This window comes from Pseudomonas antarctica (genome assembly GCF_900624995.1).
Classification (GTDB): domain Bacteria; phylum Pseudomonadota; class Gammaproteobacteria; order Pseudomonadales; family Pseudomonadaceae; genus Aquipseudomonas; species Aquipseudomonas antarctica.
On record NZ_UYXQ01000090.1, the window covers coordinates 1 to 16,662 of the forward strand.

The window sequence follows — 16,662 nt, forward strand, 5'->3', positions numbered from 1 at the left end:
TCTGGGCTTCGATGAACTGAAGCAACTCGCTGTCGAATCTTGCGTAACTCCTTGTTTACCAAGGAGTTTTCCGTTTCGACTGCGCCGGAAGTGGGGCGAATTATAGACTTCCAGAATCTGCCGTCAACCCCTTTTTTTCACATTTCTGTCATATAGGTCAAAAACACCCCAAAATCGCAAAAGCCAGCCCCGAAGGGCCGGCTTTCAGCCCACCTTACAAACTAGGAAAGGCGAACTGCGATGCTTCATGGCTGGCCCGCTGCGGCCAACGCTGGGTGATCGCCTTGCGACGGGTATAGAAACGCACCCCATCCGGCCCATAGGCATGCAAGTCGCCAAACAGCGAACGCTTCCAGCCGCCGAAGCTGTGATAGGCCACCGGCACCGGCAACGGAACGTTGACCCCGACCATACCCACTTCAATCTCATCACAGAACAGACGCGCCGCCTCCCCGTCACGGGTAAAGATGCACGTACCGTTACCGTATTCGTGATCATTGATCAGCTGCATCGCTTCTTCCAGGCTGCTCACTCGCACCACACACAGCACCGGCCCGAATATCTCTTCTTTATAGATACGCATCTCAGGGGTCACACGATCGAACAGGCTGCCGCCCAGGAAGAAACCTTCTTCATGGCCCGCAATACTCAACCCGCGACCATCCACCACCAGCTCAGCGCCTGACGCCACACCGTCTTCTATATAGCCACTGACCTTATCCCGCGCCTGGCCAGTCACCAACGGCCCCATGTCCAGGCCACAGGAAGTACCCGCGCCGATCTTCAGCGCCTTAACCTGCGGCACCAGCTTGGCGATCAACGCATCCGCCACCTGGTCACCCACGCACACCGCTACCGAGATCGCCATGCAACGCTCACCGCACGAGCCATAGGCCGCGCCCATCAACGCACTCACGGCGTTATCGAGGTCCGCATCCGGCATCAGCACCGCGTGATTCTTCGCCCCACCCAGTGCCTGCACACGTTTACCGCGCTTGGTCGCTTCGGAATAGATGTATTCGGCAATCGGCGTCGAGCCCACAAAGCTCAGCGCTTTGACTTCCGGCGCTTCGATCAGCGCATCCACCGCGCCCTTGTCACCGTGCACCACGCTCAGCACGCCTTTAGGCAGACCGGCGTCTTGCAGTAACTGCGCGATGAGCAGTGTGGAACTCGGATCACGCTCCGAAGGTTTCAGGATGAAGCAGTTACCGCAAACAATCGCCAGCGGGTACATCCACAACGGCACCATGGCCGGGAAGTTGAACGGGGTAATACCCGCCACCACGCCCAGCGGCTGGAAGTCGGACCACGCATCAATATTCGGCCCCACGTTACGACTGTACTCGCCCTTGAGAATCTCCGGTGCCGAACACGCGTACTCGACGTTCTCGATCCCGCGCTTCAATTCGCCCGCAGCGTCTTCCAACGTCTTACCATGCTCTTCGCTGATCAACTGCGAGATACGCGCTTCGTTCTGCTCCAGCAATTGCTTGAAACGAAACATCACCTGGGCACGCTTGGCCGCCGGCGTATTACGCCAGGCGGGGAACGCCGCCTTGGCCGAGTCGATTGCGCGTTGAATGGTTTCACGACTAGCCAATGGCACCTGGTGAATCACCTGGCCGGTGGACGGGTTGTACACGTCGGCAGTGCGGCCGGACTCACTGACCAACTGGCCATCGATCAAATGCTGGATAAGGCTCATGCAGGGCTCCTGAAAAGTTGTTCTATATAGAAGGAGAAATCAGTCGATCTTGTTCAGCACTTCGCCGACCGCGTCAAACAGACGATCCAGGTCCTGCGGCTTGCTGTTGAAGGTTGGCCCGAACTGCAGGGTGTCGCCGCCAAAGCGCACGTAGAAGCCGGCTTTCCACAAGGCCATGCCGGCCTCGAATGGACGCACGATGGCATCACCGTCACGCGGGGCAATCTGGATCGCACCGGCCAAGCCGTAGTTACGAATATCGATCACATTCTTGCTGCCTTTCAAGCCGTGCAGCGCATTCTCAAAGTGCGGGGCGACTTCGGCGACGCTCTGCACCAGGTTTTCTTTCTGCAACAAGTCCAATGCCGCAAGGCCTGCAGCACAAGCGACCGGGTGCGCCGAGTAGGTGTAGCCGTGGGGGAACTCCACTGCGTATTCTGGCGTCGCCTGGTTCATGAAGGTCTGATAGATCTCGCTGCTGGCAATCACCGCGCCCATCGGGATCGCGCCGTTGGTGACTTGCTTGGCAATGCACATCAGGTCCGGGGTTACGCCAAAGCTGTCGGCGCCGAACATCGAGCCGGTGCGGCCGAAACCGGTGATCACTTCGTCGAACACCAGCAGGATGTTGTGCTGATCGCAGATCTCACGCAGACGCTTGAGGTATCCCTGTGGCGGTACCAACACGCCAGCGGAACCGGCCATCGGTTCGACAAACACCGCGGCGATGTTCGAGGCGTCGTGCAACTCGATCAGCTTGAGCAGCTCATCGGCCAAGGCGATACCGCCCAGCTCCGGCATACCACGGGAGAACGCATTGCTCGCCAACAAGGTGTGCGGCAGGTGGTCAACATCCATCAAGCCCTGACCAAACAGCTTACGGTTACCGTTAACGCCACCCAAACTGGTGCCAGCGATGTTCACACCGTGGTAACCACGGGCGCGGCCGATCATTTTGGTCTTGGTGGCTTGCCCCTTCAGGCGCCAGTAGGCACGCACCATCTTCACTGCGGTATCGGCGCACTCAGAGCCGGAGTCAGTAAAAAACACATGGTTCAGATTGCCTGGAGTCAGGTCAGTAATCTTTTCCGCCAGCTGGAACGACAACGGATGACCGTATTGGAAGCCCGGGGAGTAGTCCAGGGTGCCCAGTTGCTTGGAGACCGCTTCCTGGATTTCTTTGCGTGTGTGCCCGGCGCCGCAGGTCCACAGGCCCGACAACGAGTCGTACACCTTGCGGCCCTTGTCATCGGTCAACCAACTGCCTTCAGCGGCCACGATCAGGCGCGGGTCACGTTGGAAGTTACGGTTGGCGGTGTAGGGCATCCAGTGCGCATCCAACTTCAGTTGGCTGGCCAGGGACGAAGGGGCGTTTTCGGGCATGTTCATCAGCAAAACCTCGCAGGGCAAAAGGCAGCGTCGGGATTGAAAAGCGTTGTTGCAGCTAAGTTGCCACGAGGATAAAGTCGATGAAACCCAACTCTTCTAACCTTCAGTCAGGCCTTGACTAAACTATGAGCAGCCGTCGACCCGACCCACTGGCCCAAGTCAGCGACTTCGATATCCGTCTGCTGCGCATCTTTCGCAGCGTGGTGGAGTGCGGCGGCTTCTCGGCGGCAGAAACCGTGCTCGGCATCGGCCGCTCGGCCATCAGTCAGCAGATGAGCGACCTCGAACAACGCCTGGGCTTACGCCTGTGCCAACGCGGGCGCGCCGGCTTCTCCCTGACCGAAGAGGGCCGCGAGGTCTATCAATCGGCTCTGCAACTATTAAGTGCCCTGGAAAGCTTTCGCACAGAGGTCAACGGCCTGCACCAGCATTTGCGCGGCGAGTTGATCATCGGCCTCACCGACAACCTCGTCACCCTGCCCCACATGCGCATCACCCACGCCCTGGCACAGTTGAAGGAGCGCGGCCCGGACGTGCAAATCCAGATCCGCATGATCGCCCCCAACGAAGTGGAGCAAGGCGTACTCGACGGCCGCCTGCATGTCGGCGTGGTGCCCCAGGCCAGCGCCTTGTCAGGCCTGGAATACCAACCGCTGTACAGCGAACGTTCGCTGCTCTATTGCGCGGTTGGCCACCCGCTGTTTTATGCCGACGACAAGCAGCTCGACGATGCACGCATCGACACCCAGGACGCCATCGCCCCCACTTTCCGCCTGCCCGCCGACATCCAGGCGCATTACCAGGCACTCACCTGCACCGCCAGCGCCTCGGATCGCGAAGGCATGGCGTTCCTGATCCTCACCGGCCGCTATATCGGCTACCTGCCCGATCACTATGCCAGCCTGTGGGTGCAACAAGGCCGACTGCGCGCGCTGAAACCGACTACACGCTTTTACGATTTAAGCCTCGCATCGGTCACGCGCAAGGGCCGTCGCCCTCATTTGGTGCTGGAAAGTTTTCTCGAGAGTCTGGCGGCAACGCGCTAACTCGGGCCTCTCGCCAAAAGCTGAGCAACTGGACAGCTTTTTGCAAGGCAGCAGGACCTTGAACCGTCCTCCTTGAGTTTGCCCACCATGCCACCAGAATCCTCCAGCTCCAGTGACCTGATCTACGGCCTCGATGACCGGCCAAAACCGCTGCCCGCCCTACTGGCAGCGCTGCAACATGTGCTGGCCGCTTTCGTCGGGATCATCACCCCGCCACTGATCATCGGCTCCACCCTGGGCCTCACCGCCCATTTGCCCTACTTGATCAGCATGGCGTTGATGGTCTCCGGCGTCGGCACGTTCATACAGGCACGCAGGCCATTTGGCATCGGCGCCGGAATGATCTGCCTGCAAGGCACGAGCTTTGCGTTTCTCGGCGCGATATTGTCGGCGGGTTTTCTGGTGAAACAACGCGGCGGCAGCCCGGAAGACATCATGGCGATGATCGTTGGCGTGTGTTTTTTCGGCGCAGCGGTGCAGATCGTGTTGAGCCGCCTTATCGGCCAACTGCGTCGCGTGATCACGCCCTTAGTCACCGGGATTGTGATCACGCTGATCGGTATCAGCCTGATCAAAGTCGGCATCACCGACCTGGGCGGCGGGTTTAACGCGCCGGACTTCGGCGCGCCCATCAATCTGGCGCTGGGCGTGTTCGTGGTGCTGACCATCATTGTGCTCAACCGCTCGAACACCCCGTGGGTACGCCTCTCGGCGATCATCATCGGCCTGGCCCTCGGCAGCCTGGCCGCGTGGTTGAGCGGCAAACTGGTGCCACAAGCCCTCCCCGACTTGCCTTTGATCAGCATGCCAATCCCATTTCGCTTCGGTTTCAACTTCGACTGGAGCGCCTTCCTACCGATCGCACTGATTTATCTGATCAGCAGCATCGAAACCGTCGGCGACCTCACCGCCAATTGCATGATCGCCCGCCAGCCCATCAGCGGTCCCTCCTATATAAGCCGACTCAAAGGCGGCGTATTGGGCGACGGCGTGAGTTGCATGATCGCCGCCACATTCAGCGCCTTTCCCAACACCACCTTCGCGCAGAATAACGGCGTGATCCAACTCACCGGCGTGGCCAGTCGTTACGTCGGCTTATACATCGGCGTATTGCTGTTCTGTCTCGGCTTGTTTCCGCTGATCGGCGCGGTGCTGCAGCAAATCCCCAAGCCGGTATTGGGCGGCGCCACCTTGGTGATGTTCGGCAGTGTGGCTGCGGCCGGTGTGCGCATCCTCGCCCAGGCACCGCTGGACCGGCGCAGCATGCTGATCATCGCCACCTCGTTCGGCGTAGGCCTGGGCATTGCCGCCCAACCGGGCTTGTTGCACTTGATGCCGGCCTTGGTGCAAAACCTGTTCGATTCCGCCATCACCAGCGGCGGCCTGACCGCCATCGTATTGTGCTTGTTATTGCCGGAAGCCAGAGCGACCTGCGCTGCCGCAAACCACGTGCCGGAAAGCGACACGCTGGAATCGCTTTGACGGTTTTATTGCATCGGGACTTGTCTGAGGCTTGAGGGTGGGTTATCTGTGCACACATCGTCTCTATCGATCAGCACGGAAACCTCCATGAGCCTCGAAGTTCCTGCCCACAGCAACCACGCCGGTAAACCTGCCAGCCGCATTCGGCAAAAGAATGAACAAGCCATTCTCCAGGCTGCTGAAGATGAATTCGCGCGCCATGGCTACAAAGGCACCAGCATGAACACCATTGCCTCGAGTGCCGGGCTGCCCAAGGCCAACTTGCATTACTACTTCACCAACAAGCTCGGCCTGTACATCGCGGTGCTGAGCAATATTCTCGAACTGTGGGACAGCACTTTCAACGCGCTGACCGCCGAGGACGACCCGGCCGTGGCGCTCACTCGCTACATCCGCACCAAAATGGAGTTTTCCCGGCGCCACCCGCAGGCCTCGCGAATCTTCGCCATGGAGATCATCAGTGGCGGCGAATGCCTCACCGAATATTTCAGCCAGGATTACCGCGCGTGGTTCAGTGGCCGCGCAGCGGTGTTCCACGCTTGGATCGACGCCGGCAAAATGGACCCCATCGACCCCGTGCACCTGATCTTCCTGCTGTGGGGCAGCACCCAGCACTACGCCGACTTCGCCACCCAGATCTGCCGCGTCACCGGTCGCACCAAGCTGACCAAACAAGACATGGAAGACGCCGGCACCAACCTGATCCATATCATTCTCAAAGGCTGTGGCATCAAGCAGGCCCTCTAAACGAAGCGAGTTATGTCTTTTACGCTTACAGGCCTTTGCGAATTTCGTGAAGAAATACGCAAAAGCCGCTTCATCACCTTGGCGGCGCCCATCACCAGCCCGCAGGACGCCCAAGCGTTTTTCGAGCTATACAGCGACCACAACGCCACGCACAACTGCTGGGCTTGGAAACTGGCCGACCAGTACCGCAGCAACGACGACGGCGAACCCGGTGGCACGGCTGGGCGGCCGATCCTGGCGGCGATCGAAGCCCAAGGGTTTGACCAAGTCGCCGTGCTGGTGATTCGCTGGTACGGCGGCATTCAACTGGGCACCGGTGGGCTGGCCCGGGCGTACGGCGGCGGCGCGAATAAATGCCTGCAGAATGCCGAACGCATCGAACTGATCAGCCGCGTGCCGCTGAGTTGCGCCTGCGGATTTTCCGAGTTGAACCTGGTAAAGCTGCGCGTCGCCGAACTCGGCGGTTTGGTGGTGGAGGAGACTTTCACCGCCAATGGTGTGGAACTGCAACTGGCACTGGGCGAGGCACACATCGACACCCTGCAAACCCAACTCGCCGACTTGAGCCGTGGGCGCATCCTGCTGGAGCGCTGAAGCTGCTAATGTTGTTCGCTCAACGCCCTGAACCGCGACGTCAAAGGAAGCCCTGCATGTCTACGCAAAAAACTGCACTGATCATCGGCGCCTCGCGCGGGCTGGGCCTTGGCCTGGTCAAGCAATTGCTCCAGAACGGCTGGGATGTGACCGCCACCGTGCGCGACCCGAGCAAGGCCGATGCCCTGAAAGCCGTAGGCTCGGTACACATCGAGAAGCTCGACATAGACGATCAGCAAGCCGTGATCGCCCTGAGCCAGCGCCTCAAGGACCGTACCTTTGACTTGCTGTTCGTCAACGCTGGCGTCAAAGGCCCGGCCAATCAAGAGCCTGGCCACGCCACCCTGGCGCAAGTCGGCCAGCTGTTTTTCACCAACGCCGTGGCGCCGATCAACCTGGCCCAGCGTTTCGTCGGGCAGATCCGCGAAGGCAGCGGTGTACTGGCCTTCATGAGTTCGGTACTCGGTAGCGTGACCATTTCCGACGGTTCAGACCTAGCGTTGTACAAGGCCAGCAAAGCTGCACTCAACTCCATGACCAACAGCTTCGTCACCCAACTCGGCGACCACACGCTCACGGTGCTGTCACTGCACCCGGGCTGGGTGAAGACCGATATGGGCGGCGAAAACGCGCAAATCGATGTCGATACCAGCGTTCGCGGCCTGGTGGATCAAGTGAACGCCTACACTGGCAAGGGCGGCCATCACTTTATCGACTACAAAGGCGACACTATCGCCTGGTAAGCGCAAACGCAGGGTTATCGACCGATTGCCGTCGATAACCCTCCACGCGTAAACTGCCCCCTCGCGTTTACCCGCGACCCTGGATCAGCAGACAGGGCAACACTGAGCTGGCAAACCTGAACCCATCATTCAGAGGAGCCGGCCAATGCCTGCGACCCGTATCTGGTTAAAAAACCCCCTCGCGATTTTCACTGCCAATGGCCTCGACGCCCGTGGTGGCCTGGTGCTGCAAGACGGCGTGATCACCGAAGTGCTCGGCTGGGGAAAAGAGCCCGCCGTGCCTTGCGGACAAGTGTTCGACGCTCGCGAACATGTGGTCCTGCCGGGGCTGATCAACACTCACCACCACTTCTACCAAACCCTGACCCGCGCCTGGGCGCCGGTGGTGAATCAGCCATTGTTTCCCTGGTTGAAAACCCTGTACCCGGTGTGGGCTCGGCTGACCCCGGAAAAGCTCGCGCTGGCGTCCAAGGTCGCGTTGGCTGAATTGCTGCTCTCGGGCTGCACCACCGCAGCGGATCATCACTACCTGTTCCCCGATGGGCTGGAAAATGCCATCGACGTACAAGTCGAAAGCGTACGCGAACTGGGCATGCGCGCCATGCTCACCCGCGGTTCCATGAGCCTAGGCGAAGCCGATGGCGGCCTACCGCCGCAACAGACCGTGCAACAAGGCCAAGTGATCCTCGAAGACAGCCAACGCTTGATCCGCGAATACCACCAGCGTGGCGACGGCGCGCAGATCCAGATTGCCTTGGCGCCCTGCTCGCCGTTTTCGGTCACACCGGAAATCATGGAGGCCAGCGCCGAACTGGCCAACAACCTCGACGTGCGCCTGCACACTCACCTGGCAGAAACCCTCGACGAGGAAGACTTCTGCTTGCAGCGCTTCGGCCTGCGCACCGTCGACTACCTCGACAGCGTCGGCTGGCTCGGCCCGCGCACTTGGCTGGCCCATGGCATTCACTTCAACCCGGATGAAATGGCGCGTCTCGGCGCTGCGGGAACCGGTATTTGCCATTGCCCAAGCTCGAACATGCGCTTGGCTTCCGGTATCTGCCCGACGTTGGACCTGCTCGCAGCCGGTGCGCCGCTTGGCCTCGGCGTGGACGGCTCCGCCTCCAACGATGCGTCGAACATGATCCTTGAAGCCCGCCAGGCCTTGTATATCCAGCGTCTGCGTTACGGTGCCGAGAAGATCACACCCGAGGGTGTATTGGGTTGGGCCACCAGAGGTTCAGCGCAACTGCTGGGCCGTACGGATATCGGTGAGTTGGCCGTCGGCAAACAGGCCGATCTGGCACTGTTCAAGCTCGATGAACTGCGTTTCTCCGGCAGCCACGATCCGATTTCGGCGCTGCTGCTGTGCGGCGCCGACCGTGCGGATCGGGTGATGATCGGCGGGAAGTGGCGCGTGATTGACGGCCAGGTCGAAGGCCTGGATTTGAAAGGCTTGATCGCCGATCACACCCAGGCAGCGCGGGAGTTGATCAACCGGGCGTAACTGAAGAAGGACTCCCACAGTCGTTTCCAGGGTGCTCTGAACAACCGGTTACACCCCCAGCAGCGACAGCATGATAAACGTCGCAAACAACACAAAATGGGTCATCCCTTCGATGGCGTTGGTTTCGCCATCGTTGAGGTTGATCGCGCTGACGATCAGCGTGATAAGCACCATCACGGTCTGCACCGGTGTCATCGCCATCTGGAACGGTTGGCCGGTGTAGAGCGCCATGGCTTCCATCACCGGCACGGTCAGAATCACCGTCGACAATGACGCGCCCAGTGCGATGTTCACCACCGACTGCATGCGGTTGGCCAAAGCTGCGCGCAAAGCCGTCAGAATTTCCGGCGCCGCCGAAATGGCCGCGACCACAATCGCCGTGATCACCGGCGGCGCCCCTGTGCCTTCCAGACCCAGGTCGAGGGTCTTGGACATCACCTCGGCCAGTGCGCCAATCACGATGACGCCAAACACCAACGTACCGATGGAGAACGCCAGGCTGATCGGCGGTTCCTGCTGCTCTTGCGGCTGTTTATTGCGGCGTTTTTCCGGGTAGCTGTAGCTGAAAAAATAACTGTGCGGCCCCACCTGCATGCGCAGGAACAGGGTATAGAGCACCACCATCGCGCCGATGGTGAAAGCTGAGTAAATTTTCCAGTCTGCCTGCGGGATAAATTCCGGCACCACCATCGACACGCCCATCGCCGTGAGGATCATCACGCTGTAGGTGCGGGCCGAATCGTCGTTGTAGGACTGCTCACCATGTTTGATGCCGCCCATCAGTGCGGCCAGGCCGAGGATGCCGTTGATGTCGAGCATTACCGCCGAGTAAATCGTGTCACGTACCAGGGTCGGCGACGGCTCGTTGCTCATCATGATCGCCAGGATCACCACTTCCACCAGCACGGCGGCGAGGGTCAGGATCATGGTGCCATAGGGGTCGCCGACTTTTTCCGCGAGCTGCTCGGCGTGATGGGCCACACGCATTGAGGCCACGACGATAAAGCCGATCAGCACAACACCGGCCAGCAGCGCCATCATTTGGCCGCTGTGCAGCATCCAGTGCTCCAACGGGTAAGCGGCGATGGCGGCGATCAGCGCCAGCAACATGTATTTTTCTTGCTTGAGGGATGTGAGCATTCCGGGCCTTTTCATACGGCTAATCATTCATTGATGGGGTACAGACTGCGCCACGCCGCTAACGTTTCGTTACACCTTAGTTCACGCGCTGCTTGCGTGAACAAAACCAATACTCTCCTGCTGGTCAGGTTTTGCCGATTATTTCGGCGATGGCCTGTAGAATGCCGCCATTGCACCTGATGAGAATGTAGACATGTACGATTGGCTCAACGCCCTGCCCAAGGCTGAATTGCACCTGCACCTGGAAGGCTCGCTGGAGCCTGAGTTGCTGTTCGCCCTGGCCGAACGCAACAAGATCGCGCTGCCGTGGAACGACGTCGAAACCCTGCGCAAGGCTTACGCCTTCAACAACCTGCAAGAATTTCTCGACCTGTATTACAAGGGCGCCGATGTGCTGCGCACCTCCCAGGATTTCTATGACCTGACCTGGGCCTACTTGCTGCGCTGCAAAGAACAGAACGTGATCCACACCGAACCCTTCTTCGACCCGCAAACCCATACCGACCGTGGCGTGCCGTTCGAAGTGGTGCTTAACGGTATCGCCGCTGCACTAAAAGATGGCGAGCAGCAACTGGGCATCACCAGCGGTTTGATCTTGAGCTTCCTGCGCCACCTGAGCGAAGCCGAAGCCGAGAAGACACTCGACCAGGCGCTGCCGTTCCGTGATGCGTTTGTGGCCGTGGGCCTGGACAGTTCGGAAATGGGCCACCCGCCGAGCAAGTTCCAGCGGGTGTTCGACCGTGCGCGTCACGAAGGCTTCCTCACCGTGGCCCACGCCGGCGAAGAAGGCCCGCCCGAGTACATCTGGGAAGCCATCGACCTGCTGAAAATCCAGCGCATTGACCATGGCGTGCGCGCCATCGAAGACGAGCGTTTGATGCAACGCATCATCGACGAGCAAATCCCGCTGACCGTGTGCCCGCTGTCCAACACCAAGCTGTGTGTGTTCGACGACATGGCTCAACACAACATCCTCGACATGCTCGAACGTGGCGTAAAAGTGACGGTAAACTCGGATGATCCGGCGTACTTCGGCGGTTATGTCACCGAGAACTTCCACGCGCTGCACACCTCGTTGGGCATGACCCAGGACCAGGCCAAACGCCTGGCACAGAACAGCCTGGATGCGCGGTTGGTAAAGCCATAACTGGATAAACGCCGGTTAACAATGTGGGAGCTGGCTTGCCTGCTCCCACACTTGTTCTATGTCGCCCTCTAAGCCTCGGCCAGTTCTTCCAGCGTCTTACCCTTCGTCTCCATCCCAAAGACCCACACCACCAGCGCCGCCACCGCAAAACACAGCGCGCCCAAGGCAAACACCCCGCCCTCCCCGGTGATCGGAAACACCAGCCCGGTCACCAATGGTCCCAGCAATGACCCAACCCGGCCAATTGCCGAGGCAAACCCGGAACCAGTGGCCCGCGCCGAAGTGGGATACAGCTCCGGCGTGTAGGTGTAGAGCACCGCCCACATGCCAAACAGAAAGAACTGCATCAACAGCCCCGAGGTAAGCAGCAGCCCCACGTTGCCGCCAAACACCGCGCTCTGCCCATACAGAAATGCCATCACCCCGCCGCCCAGCAACGTCACCACGCACACCGGCTTACGCCCCCAGCGCTCCACCAGCCAGGCCGCCATCAAGAACCCGGGAATCCCACCCAGGGAAATGATCACCGTGTAGTACACCGATTGGGTCACGGCAAAACCCGACTGCTGCAACAATGCGCTCAGCCAGGACGTCAGCCCATAAAAGCCCAGCAAGGCAAAGAACCACACGCTCCAGATCATCATCGTGCGTTGGCGATACTGCGCCGACCACAGTTGTTGAAACGCCGAGAAAAACGTCCCCGGCACGCTCTCAACCCGTGGCAAGGCAATCGGTTCCGGCAAGTCGGCGCGCCCCAGCGAATTGCGCACTTTTTGCTCAATGCCCAGCAACACCTTATCCGCCGCCGCATGCCGGCCGGCCTGCTCAAGCCAGCGCGGCGACTCCGGGATAAAAAACCGAATCGCCAATACAAACACCGCAGGCACCGCCAGCACCAAAAAGATGTCGCGCCAGCCAATCACCGGCAGCAGAAAATAAGACAGCACGCCCGCCGCCACAAAACCGAGCGGCCAGAAGCCATCCATCAAGGCGATATAGCGCCCGCGCCTCTTGGCTGGGATCAGCTCCGAGAGCATCGACTGCGCAATCGGGAACTCCATGCCCATGCCAATGCCCAGCAGGATGCGAAACAGCGTCAATGTCTCCACCGTCTGCGCGGTGGAACACAGGTAACTGGCGACGCCCCACAACACGATGCTCCACTGGAACACCGGCTTGCGTCCGAAGCGATCTGCCAACATCCCGGATAAAGAGGCACCGATCACCATGCCAAAAAAACTCGAACTGGCCAGCAACCCGGCCTGGGCCGTGCTCAGGCCAAACTCGGTTTTGATCGAGCCCAAGAGAAACGTCATCATCGCCAGGTCCATGGAGTCGAAGAAAAACGCCAGGGCGATGATGATGAAGATGATTCGGTGGTAGCCGCTGATGGGCAACCGTTCCAGCCGCTGTGCTGCGCTATAACCTTGCATACCCATGCTGCACCCCCTGTATGAAAAAACCCCTCGGCGAGTGTGCGGCATCATTTACACCGCTAATTGCTGGATGCGACCTGACTGAAACTCTGAACGACCATTGCGCGCCTACAACGCGGCCAGCCGGTTGATTTCCAGCCGCCCAATGTCGGTGACCAACAACGCGTGGGACGCGTTGACCGCGCTGATCCAGCCGGACTGCAAAAACAGTTGCAGCAGCCCCGCGCCCAATGCTCCCCCCAAATGCGGTTGCTGCTGGCTCCAGTCAAAACAGTCGCAAGCCAAGGGCGCGGCCAACGCCTGGGTAAAAATGCCCAATTGCGCCAAGTGCCGCATCCCCGCGAGGGTGACATCGGTACGCTGCTCATGACGGTCGATCCAGCCGGCCTCCAGCATTCGCAGATAAATCCCCGCCGCCAACTCGCCGCCCAGGTGGCCGTGGCATAACCGCGCGTGGCGCAGTGACGCGGGTGCCAGCAAAGCCGGCGGTAAAACATCCGGAGTGCTGCGCGCGGCACTGGCCATGGTGGTGCTGGCTAAGGCGTCGATGGCCGCACTGACATCGGCGGCCGCCACGCGAAACAGCCGCTTGCCACGCCGGGTATCGACCCGCAGCAAACCGCCCCCGGTGAGCCGCGACAAATGCGCGATGGCCGATGCCGGTGACAGCCCAGCGAGCGTCGCCAATTCCTCTGAGGACTTGGCCGACCCATCCATCAAGGCCCAGAGCATGGCGGTGCGTTTAGGCTCGCAGAGCAAGCTGGCGATGTGACTGATGCAAGGTGCTGCTTCCATGTATTCACTCCTTGTTAATCATTTGTCTGCTGCGGTTGGAACCAAAGTATAGGGGCGCAAACCGCCCGTTCCGCGGCGTCTGACAGCGCGGATAGGGACAGGATCTGAGTGAAATTTCCTGCATTGGCGGAGGCTATTACCCAGCGTTCAATCGCTCCGGCGATTGCGCCGTCAGCGTCGCACAACGGGCCACGAGCATTTCGCGCAACAGGTTGATAGGTTTGCTCAACTGCGCACGGTGGGCGCACAGCAGATTGAGCGGCGTACGCTCGCCGCGCAGCTCCGGCAGGATCACTCGCAAGCGCCCGGCCAACACGTCGCCGCTCACATCCAGCCAGGACTTGTAGGCGATGCCGACACCCGCCACGGCCCAGCGACGAACCACATCGGCGTCGTCACTGAAGCGGTCGCCGCTCACCGTCAGGCTGACCTCGCGCTTGGCGTCGTGAAAACTCCAATGGTCATGCACGCGGCTGCCGAGCATGTACAGCAGGCAATTGTGTTGGGCCAGTTGCTCCAGGTGGCGCGGCTCGCCATGCCGCGCGAGGTAGCTGGGCGCGGCGCACAGCACGCGGATATTGTCCGGGGCGATGGGCAGCGCGATCAAGCTGGAGTCTTCGGGCTCGCCATAACGCAGGGCGATGTCCACCGGCTGGCGAAACAGGTCGGCAATCCGGTCGCCTAACAGCAGGCGCACGGTCAATTGCGGGTATTCTCGTTGAAACTCATCCAGCCACGGCAACAACTGGTTGCGGCCGAAGTCCGACGGCGCCGACAACTGCAGCACACCGCTGACGTGATCCTGGCTACTGGCCAATAAGCGTCGCCCTTCGTCCAGCGAACTCAGCGCCGCGCGCGCGTATTCCAGGAACCCTTCACCTTCGGCAGTCAGACGCAAACTGCGGGTGGAACGCGCCAGCAAACGTGTACCCAGTTGCTGTTCGATGCGCTTCAACGCGGCGCTTGCCACCGCTGGCGACAGGTCCATGACCCGCGCGGCAGCGGACAAACTGCCCAAGTCCGCCGCACGCACAAACAACTGCAAATCATCAAAACGCAGCATGTATTCCCGCCCATTATCAAAAAACCATTGAAACAGACTGCTGTTTTAGCGGCTTTTATCTGCACGGGAAATAGCCAATTATCTGCCCATCCCGTTAATCACGTGCCAGGAGTTGAATATGCCCACTGCCTTTAACGTCATCGCCACGCTGATCGCCAAACCCGGCCAACACGCCACGCTCGAAGCCCTGCTGCGCGACCTGCTGGAGCCGACGCGCCTGGAAGCCGGTTGCGAGCGGTACGACCTGCACCAGGACCTGCAACACCCCGAGACCTTCTACATGCTCGAACGCTGGAGCGACGACGCGGCGCTGGCCGACCACGACAAGAGCGCGCATATCCAGCGTTTCCGCGCCAAGGCCGCTGATGTGATCGAACACTTCGAACTCAAACGCCTGAAATTTCTTGCCTGATTACCGCCCTTTTTCCGGAGCCTTCATGAAAGCCATTGCCTACTACAATTCACTGCCGATCACTGACGTAAAAGCCCTGCAAGACATCGAACTGCCGGAACCGGTCGCCGGCCCGCGCGAACTGCTGGTGGAAGTCAAAGCCATCTCGGTCAACCCGGTGGACACCAAGGTGCGCCAGAACGTCGCCCCGGAAAATGGCGCCGCCAAGGTGCTGGGCTGGGACGTGGCCGGTGTGGTCAAGGCCGTCGGCAGCGACGTAACACTGTTCAAGGCTGGCGACAAAGTGTTCTACGCCGGTTCCCTGGTACGCCCGGGCGGCAACAGCGAACTGCACACCGTAGATGAACGCATCGTCGGCCACATGCCCAAGAGCCTGGGGTTTGCCGAAGCTGCCGCGCTGCCGCTGACCGCCATCACCGCCTGGGAACTGCTGTTCGAGCGCCTGCAGGTCCGTGAAGGTAAAGAGGATGAAGGCCAGAGCCTGCTGATCGTCGGCGCCGCCGGGGGTGTGGGGTCGATATTGACCCAGTTGGCCAGCCAACTGACCGCACTGAAAGTCATCGGCACCGCCTCGCGTCCGGAAACCCAGGAGTGGGCCAAGGCACTCGGTGCTGACTTGGTGATCGATCACAGCCAACCACTGAGCGAAGCGCTGAAAAACGCCGGCCACTCACACGTGACTCACGTTGCCAGCTTGACCCAGACCGATCACCACCTGGACCAACTGGTGGAAGCCCTGGAGCCGCAAGGCAAGCTGGCACTGATCGATGACCCCAAAGCGCTGGACGTCAGCAAGCTCAAGCGCAAGAGCCTGTCGTTGCACTGGGAATTCATGTACACGCGCTCGATGTTCGAGACGCCGGATATGATCGAGCAGCACAACCTGCTCAACCGTGTGGCCGAACTGATCGATGCCGGCACGCTTAAAACCACGGTAGGCGAGCACTTCGGTGTAATTAACGCCGAGAACCTGCGCCGTGCCCACGCGCTGCTGGAAAGCGGCAAGGCCAAGGGCAAGATTGTTTTAGAAGGGTTCTGAAAACGACTGTCAGTGTCGTCCTTTACTCCTGTGAGTAATGGACGACACCATTAGTCAGAGAGTTGATCTTTGTCATATTTGTGAACGCATTCGGGTTTATATTGGCCGCCTTTGCCACGATTCTTTTACGTGAGGAAGTCAGCAATGAAGATCCTGATAAGAGCGTTAGCAAAATCTCCCGGCAACAAATGGCGAGAGTGTCAGATTTTTTGTGTGCGGGCCGGTAACGGCCTGCCGACAGGCAGGCCTTAGTTTTACCAGGTAGGCCTGATAAATCGATCTCCGTACAGAATCGCAAATTGGTTCATCGCACTCTTCCAGTCATGTGCCGGTTTGCCCCAGTTAGCAGTGATATTTCGCAATCCCAACCAGATTAATTTTGTTGCAGCATCGTCCGTTGGGAAGTGCCCTCGGGTC

The 16,662-nt window shown here is 59.9% G+C and carries 15 protein-coding genes and 1 pseudogene; 9 read left to right on the forward strand and 7 right to left on the reverse strand.

What is annotated here, in order from left to right:
* Positions 1-214 precede the first annotated feature (214 nt).
* Positions 215-1,708 (reverse strand): CoA-acylating methylmalonate-semialdehyde dehydrogenase, encoded by a 1,494-nt coding sequence (locus E0F99_RS23810; protein ID WP_083355413.1) that lies wholly within the window; start codon positions 1,706-1,708, stop codon positions 215-217.
* 39 nt (positions 1,709-1,747) lie between these two features.
* A complete protein-coding gene (gene aptA, locus E0F99_RS23815) occupies positions 1,748-3,097 on the reverse strand; it encodes an omega-aminotransferase AptA (RefSeq protein WP_064450534.1) in 1,350 nt (449 codons plus the stop codon).
* Between the two features lie 125 nt (positions 3,098-3,222).
* Here aptA and E0F99_RS23820 point away from each other — a divergent pair, with 125 nt between their 5' ends.
* The 6 genes from E0F99_RS23820 (at position 3,223) to E0F99_RS23845 (ending at position 9,213) form a co-directional block, all read left to right on the forward strand.
* Positions 3,223-4,143, forward strand: coding sequence for a LysR family transcriptional regulator (locus E0F99_RS23820; RefSeq protein ID WP_083355414.1), 921 nt, complete (start codon positions 3,223-3,225; stop codon positions 4,141-4,143).
* An 87-nt stretch (positions 4,144-4,230) separates the two neighbouring features.
* Positions 4,231-5,625: a uracil-xanthine permease family protein gene (locus E0F99_RS23825; RefSeq protein ID WP_083355415.1), complete on the forward strand. Its 1,395-nt coding sequence runs from the start codon at positions 4,231-4,233 to the stop codon at positions 5,623-5,625.
* 87 nt (positions 5,626-5,712) lie between these two features.
* Positions 5,713-6,372 carry a TetR/AcrR family transcriptional regulator gene (locus E0F99_RS23830; RefSeq protein ID WP_083355416.1) on the forward strand — a complete coding sequence of 220 codons (660 nt, stop codon included), beginning with the start codon at positions 5,713-5,715 and terminating at the stop codon, positions 6,370-6,372.
* 12 nt (positions 6,373-6,384) lie between these two features.
* On the forward strand, positions 6,385-6,966 hold the full coding sequence (locus tag E0F99_RS23835) for an IMPACT family protein (protein ID WP_083355417.1): 582 nt from the start codon (positions 6,385-6,387) through the stop codon (positions 6,964-6,966).
* A 56-nt stretch (positions 6,967-7,022) separates the two neighbouring features.
* Complete coding sequence (locus E0F99_RS23840) at positions 7,023-7,709, forward strand: SDR family oxidoreductase (RefSeq protein ID WP_083355418.1); 687 nt, start codon at positions 7,023-7,025, stop codon at positions 7,707-7,709.
* 145 nt (positions 7,710-7,854) lie between these two features.
* Positions 7,855-9,213 (forward strand): 8-oxoguanine deaminase, encoded by a 1,359-nt coding sequence (locus E0F99_RS23845; RefSeq protein WP_083355419.1) that lies wholly within the window; start codon positions 7,855-7,857, stop codon positions 9,211-9,213.
* Between the two features lie 48 nt (positions 9,214-9,261).
* Here the strand turns inward: E0F99_RS23845 and E0F99_RS23850 are convergent, their stop codons facing one another.
* The gene (locus E0F99_RS23850; protein ID WP_083355420.1) at positions 9,262-10,353 is read right to left on the reverse strand and encodes a calcium:cation antiporter; all 1,092 of its coding nucleotides are present in this window, start codon (positions 10,351-10,353) and stop codon (positions 9,262-9,264) included.
* A 193-nt stretch (positions 10,354-10,546) separates the two neighbouring features.
* Between E0F99_RS23850 and E0F99_RS23855 the strand changes: the two genes are divergently transcribed.
* A complete protein-coding gene (locus E0F99_RS23855; RefSeq protein WP_083355421.1) occupies positions 10,547-11,500 on the forward strand; it encodes an adenosine deaminase in 954 nt (317 codons plus the stop codon).
* 68 nt (positions 11,501-11,568) lie between these two features.
* Here E0F99_RS23855 and E0F99_RS23860 read toward each other — a convergent pair whose 3' ends face one another.
* From E0F99_RS23860 to E0F99_RS23870, 3 genes are all read right to left on the reverse strand, one after another.
* Positions 11,569-12,939 carry an MFS transporter gene (locus E0F99_RS23860; protein ID WP_130908956.1) on the reverse strand — a complete coding sequence of 457 codons (1,371 nt, stop codon included), beginning with the start codon at positions 12,937-12,939 and terminating at the stop codon, positions 11,569-11,571.
* A 105-nt stretch (positions 12,940-13,044) separates the two neighbouring features.
* On the reverse strand, positions 13,045-13,731 hold the full coding sequence (locus E0F99_RS23865; protein ID WP_083355423.1) for an ArsR/SmtB family transcription factor: 687 nt from the start codon (positions 13,729-13,731) through the stop codon (positions 13,045-13,047).
* A 136-nt stretch (positions 13,732-13,867) separates the two neighbouring features.
* Complete coding sequence (locus E0F99_RS23870; protein ID WP_083355424.1) at positions 13,868-14,794, reverse strand: LysR family transcriptional regulator; 927 nt, start codon at positions 14,792-14,794, stop codon at positions 13,868-13,870.
* Between the two features lie 118 nt (positions 14,795-14,912).
* Between E0F99_RS23870 and E0F99_RS23875 the strand changes: the two genes are divergently transcribed.
* Together E0F99_RS23875 and E0F99_RS23880 are read left to right on the forward strand one after the other, a co-directional pair.
* Entirely contained in the window at positions 14,913-15,206 is a 294-nt protein-coding gene (locus E0F99_RS23875) for a putative quinol monooxygenase (RefSeq protein WP_083355425.1), read from the forward strand.
* A 25-nt stretch (positions 15,207-15,231) separates the two neighbouring features.
* Positions 15,232-16,245, forward strand: a complete 1,014-nt coding sequence (locus E0F99_RS23880; protein WP_083355426.1) for a zinc-binding alcohol dehydrogenase family protein — start codon at positions 15,232-15,234, stop codon at positions 16,243-16,245.
* Positions 16,246-16,499: 254 nt separating this feature from the next.
* On the opposite strand, the pseudogene E0F99_RS23885 reads toward E0F99_RS23880, so the two are convergent.
* Positions 16,500-16,662: pseudogene (locus E0F99_RS23885) on the reverse strand (IS256 family transposase); the annotation flags it as partial.

What these genes read in the sequence shown, in the direction of transcription:
- E0F99_RS23810 (WP_083355413.1), bottom strand. Translation starts at nt 1,708, where the DNA reads ATGAGCCTTATCCAGCATTTGATCGATGGCCAGTTGGTCAGTGAGTCC.
- aptA (WP_064450534.1), bottom strand. Translation starts at nt 3,097, where the DNA reads ATGAACATGCCCGAAAACGCCCCTTCGTCCCTGGCCAGCCAACTGAAG.
- E0F99_RS23820 (WP_083355414.1), top strand. Translation starts at nt 3,223, where the DNA reads ATGAGCAGCCGTCGACCCGACCCACTGGCCCAAGTCAGCGACTTCGAT.
- E0F99_RS23825 (WP_083355415.1), top strand. Translation starts at nt 4,231, where the DNA reads ATGCCACCAGAATCCTCCAGCTCCAGTGACCTGATCTACGGCCTCGAT.
- E0F99_RS23830 (WP_083355416.1), top strand. Translation starts at nt 5,713, where the DNA reads ATGAGCCTCGAAGTTCCTGCCCACAGCAACCACGCCGGTAAACCTGCC.
- E0F99_RS23835 (WP_083355417.1), top strand. Translation starts at nt 6,385, where the DNA reads ATGTCTTTTACGCTTACAGGCCTTTGCGAATTTCGTGAAGAAATACGC.
- E0F99_RS23840 (WP_083355418.1), top strand. Translation starts at nt 7,023, where the DNA reads ATGTCTACGCAAAAAACTGCACTGATCATCGGCGCCTCGCGCGGGCTG.
- E0F99_RS23845 (WP_083355419.1), top strand. Translation starts at nt 7,855, where the DNA reads ATGCCTGCGACCCGTATCTGGTTAAAAAACCCCCTCGCGATTTTCACT.
- E0F99_RS23850 (WP_083355420.1), bottom strand. Translation starts at nt 10,353, where the DNA reads ATGCTCACATCCCTCAAGCAAGAAAAATACATGTTGCTGGCGCTGATC.
- E0F99_RS23855 (WP_083355421.1), top strand. Translation starts at nt 10,547, where the DNA reads ATGTACGATTGGCTCAACGCCCTGCCCAAGGCTGAATTGCACCTGCAC.
- E0F99_RS23860 (WP_130908956.1), bottom strand. Translation starts at nt 12,939, where the DNA reads ATGGGTATGCAAGGTTATAGCGCAGCACAGCGGCTGGAACGGTTGCCC.
- E0F99_RS23865 (WP_083355423.1), bottom strand. Translation starts at nt 13,731, where the DNA reads ATGGAAGCAGCACCTTGCATCAGTCACATCGCCAGCTTGCTCTGCGAG.
- E0F99_RS23870 (WP_083355424.1), bottom strand. Translation starts at nt 14,794, where the DNA reads ATGCTGCGTTTTGATGATTTGCAGTTGTTTGTGCGTGCGGCGGACTTG.
- E0F99_RS23875 (WP_083355425.1), top strand. Translation starts at nt 14,913, where the DNA reads ATGCCCACTGCCTTTAACGTCATCGCCACGCTGATCGCCAAACCCGGC.
- E0F99_RS23880 (WP_083355426.1), top strand. Translation starts at nt 15,232, where the DNA reads ATGAAAGCCATTGCCTACTACAATTCACTGCCGATCACTGACGTAAAA.